Source organism: Candidatus Acidiferrales bacterium, assembly GCA_036514995.1.
Lineage (GTDB): Bacteria > Acidobacteriota > Terriglobia > Acidiferrales > DATBWB01 > DATBWB01.
In genome coordinates this window covers 1-2,775 of sequence record DATBWB010000212.1, presented here as the reverse complement: position 1 = coordinate 2,775, position 2,775 = coordinate 1, and the positions used below count along the sequence as shown (strand labels likewise).

Sequence of the window (2,775 nt, the reverse complement as noted above, 5' to 3'; positions counted from 1 at the left end):
ATCCCGCCGAGCCGGTTCAAGTCGGCGAGGTGGGCAAACTCGACGCCATAAGCAAACGTTCCGCTGGCAGCCAGGATGGGATTGGAAAGCTTGAGGCCGGCAACGTGGACACTCAGGTCAACGGCGGCATTCATGCGAGCGATAAACCCGGGGCGGAGTGTAGCAGATGCGCCATCGGCGGGCAAATCCACCACCGGCGCATACTGCATACATGTCATGCTGAACGAAGTGAAAGCTTGTCCTGAGCTTGTCGAAGGGCATCTCTGCCATGAGATCCTTCGGTCGCCGCGGCGACCTCAGGATGACACGGAAAGCCTCGCGACGTCATCAAAGGTCTTCTAGTGTCCTGAGTTGAAGTTCGTCGAATAATTCTTCGAACGCGAAAGCAAGCCTCTTGGAGTGCGGGAGCTTGCTCCCGCCTTCCGCGCGGGGGTTGCCTCCGCGTAATCAGTGGCTTAGAGCAGGAGCGAGCTCCTGCTCAGCTAATGCGGCGGCCGTTGCCGGTGCCAATCGGTCTTCTTCTGGTAGGCGGCAGCGAGAGCAATCACGCTTGCTTCGTCGAAGGCTCTTCCCACGATTTGTAGCCCGACGGGCAAGTGATTTTTCCCGAAGCCCATCGGAACCGACACGCACGGCCAACCGGCAAGATTTCCCGCCGCTCCGATTTCCCCGCCGCCTCCGCTGAAATACTTTTCCAGGTCAGCCTCAAGCGTTGGCGAGGTTTTCATTTCGCTCGGCGCCACCAAGAGGTCGAACCGTTCGAAAAGTTTGTTCAGCTCGATTTGCATCCGGGCGCGGATGCGCATCGCCTTCAGGTAGTCGGCAGCCGGTATCTTGAGCCCCGCATAGAGGCCGGCGGGTTGCAGGGGATCATTCAATTCGTAAATCTTGCCGCTTTCGATCAATGGTCGAAACACAGAAGCACCCTCGGCCGAGATAATCAGGTCTGCCACGGCCCCGTAAGGAAAGTCCGGAAGCTTTGCGTCAGAGAGCCTGGCGCCGGATGCTTCCAATACTTTCAAGGCTTCGCCAAATGCCGCGCCTACTTCCGGATCGCCGTGTTTCGAAAAGTCTTCTCGGATCACCCCAACACGCCCCGATCCCGTCGCGGCAAGCCAGGGGCGTGCCGGCCGCGTTTCCGTAGCGGGCGAAAACGACTGCGGCACGGAAGAAGCGTCCTGAGGATCGGGACCGGCGATGGCGGCGAGCACCAGGCCGCAATCCACTGCCGTGCGGCCGATCGGCCCCAGCTTATCCATCGTCCAGGATAGCGGCATCGCCCCGTGGCGACTGACGCGACCGTAAGTCGGCCGCATACCGGTGACACCACAAAACGAGGAAGGATTCACGATCGAGCCCCAGGTTTCCGAGCCGATGGCGAAGGCAACCAGGCCGGCGGCCACGGCTGCACCCGAGCCGCTAGAAGATCCGCCGGTCCAGTGGCCCGGGTTCCAGGGATTCTTGCCCGGGCCGGTGAGCGAGGCGGCAGCGTAACGGTAGCCTCCGCCACCGGCGAGCTCGACCATGGCCAACTTCGCCACCAAAACGGCGCCCGCGTGCCGCAAGCGACGGATGACTGTGCCATCGAAATCGAATACCTGATCTTCATAAGGCTTGGCGCCCCAGGTGGTTCGAATCCCCCGTGTGGCCAGGAGGTCCTTGGCGCCGTAAGGAATCCCGTGCAGCGGCCCGCGGTACTTCCCGGCAGCAATCTCCTGTTCGGCGGCCCGCGCTTGTTCCAGAGCCAGTTCACGCGTGATGGTGGCGACGGCGTTCAGCTTTTGACCCATGCTCTCCAGCCGGGCGAGATAGGCTTCCGCCAGTTCCACCGGCGAGAGTTGATGACGCCGAATCTTCTGGCCAAGCTCGGTGACGGGTGAGAAGAAAATGTCCTCACTCAGCATGACAAGCCGCTCCTCAACGGCCCTCGGCTGCCCTCGATGGCGTGCGACGCGACCGAACAGGGATAGCGCGGAAAACAAAAGCAGGTTCCACGGCGACGGGGACGTCAAATTTGGCGAGCGTTCCCGACTCTTTTTCTACTGCTTCGACAGCCTTCCGCGCTTCGCGCCTTTGCGCGTCCGTCCACCTTGCCTCTATCGGTTCGGGGTTCGCTAAGGCCTGTGGCGCTGTCCCGCTCTGCTGCATGACCCAGGGCACCGCGAGGACTGACCCGCCGAGAAGCTTGCTGAATAGCCGGCGACTCATCCGGCGGCTTGTTCGCCGCATGGATATTTCCTTTCCGCGAGGAATGGAGAGACCGAATAGTATGCTACCCGGCGCGGGAATCGCAACCAGAACGATGGCAAGCTTCTCCGTTGACAGCCCGAAAGGCGGCAGACTACTCTTGCTCAGTCGATAAGGTTAGGATTTTCTTATCGCGTTGGCTCCGCTTTCTTTGGATGCGATCATGAAAATTGCGGTGGTTGGGTGTGGCCACGTTGGTTTGGTGACGGGGGCGTGTCTGGCCCAACTGGGCCACCAGGTGATCGGCGCCGACGATGATCCCCAGAAGATTGATGTGCTCTTGCGCGGCCGAGTCCCCATTTTCGAGCCTCATCTTGATGATTTGGTGTCCGAGAACATGAGGCGTGGCCGGCTCCGATTCACGGGAGACGTGGCCGCTGCCAGCCAGGATTCCGATGTCATTTTCATCTGCGTGGGAACGCCGCCGCTCGAGAACGGCGAAGCTGACCTTTCCGGGATCGACAAGCTGGCCCGGACGGTCGCCACGCAATGCCGCGGTCACAAATTGGTCGTGGAGAAGAGCACGGT

General features: G+C 61.0%; 4 protein-coding genes. 1 reads left to right on the top strand and 3 read right to left on the bottom strand.

All coding sequences use genetic code 11. From position 1 onward, the window contains the following. The 3 genes from VIH17_13655 to VIH17_13645 all read right to left on the bottom strand — a co-directional run. Positions 1–209 (bottom strand): hypothetical protein (locus VIH17_13655; protein ID HEY4684279.1); only part of this gene is annotated, 209 nt, incomplete at its 3' end. Between the two features lie 273 nt (positions 210–482). After that, complete coding sequence (locus tag VIH17_13650; protein HEY4684278.1) at positions 483–1,904, bottom strand: amidase; 1,422 nt, start codon at positions 1,902–1,904, stop codon at positions 483–485. Between the two features lie 13 nt (positions 1,905–1,917). Next, the gene (locus VIH17_13645; GenBank protein ID HEY4684277.1) at positions 1,918–2,229 is read right to left on the bottom strand and encodes a hypothetical protein; all 312 of its coding nucleotides are present in this window, start codon (positions 2,227–2,229) and stop codon (positions 1,918–1,920) included. 181 nt (positions 2,230–2,410) lie between these two features. Between VIH17_13645 and VIH17_13640 the strand changes: the two genes are divergently transcribed. After that, a partial coding sequence (locus tag VIH17_13640) for a UDP-glucose 6-dehydrogenase (protein HEY4684276.1) occupies positions 2,411–2,775 on the top strand: 365 nt, incomplete at its 3' end.